This window comes from Halorhodospira sp. M38, from assembly GCF_022227985.1.
Taxonomy (GTDB): Bacteria; Pseudomonadota; Gammaproteobacteria; order Nitrococcales; family Halorhodospiraceae; genus Halorhodospira; species Halorhodospira halophila_A.
In genome coordinates, this window is the sequence record NZ_JAJNQP010000092.1 from 1 (window position 1) to 413 (window position 413).

Annotated in this window: 1 protein-coding gene; it reads right to left on the bottom strand. The window is 69.5% G+C overall.

The window, feature by feature from the left end:
• Positions 1-413 (bottom strand): transposase (locus LRA98_RS12925; RefSeq protein WP_238640859.1); only part of this gene is annotated, 413 nt, incomplete at both ends.

The window sequence follows — 413 nt, forward strand, 5'->3', positions numbered from 1 at the left end:
TAGGCGTCCTTGAGCCAGAGCCAGCGGGTGCCCTTGAGGGCGGACTCGCTGCGCACCTCGGCGCGGCGGACCTCATCGACGGCCTCGTTGGCGAGCTTGACCAGGTGGAAGGCATCAAAGGTGATCGCCGCCTGCGGCAGGTGGCGCTGTACGCCGGCAATGTAGGCCTTGCTCATGTCGATACACGCCGCCTCGATCGAGCCCGGCTCGCCGCCGTGCTCACGCAGGTCCTCGGCAAAGCGCGCCACCGTGCTCTGGCTGCGCCCCGGGCAGGCGAAGAGCAGCCGGCGGGCATCCAGGTCCTGGAAGATGGTGATGTAATCCTGCCCCCGCCGCGCGGCCGTCTCATCGATGCCCACGGCGCGGACCTCGCTGTAGTCCTCCTGGGCCCGGGCAGCGCCGACGTAGTGATC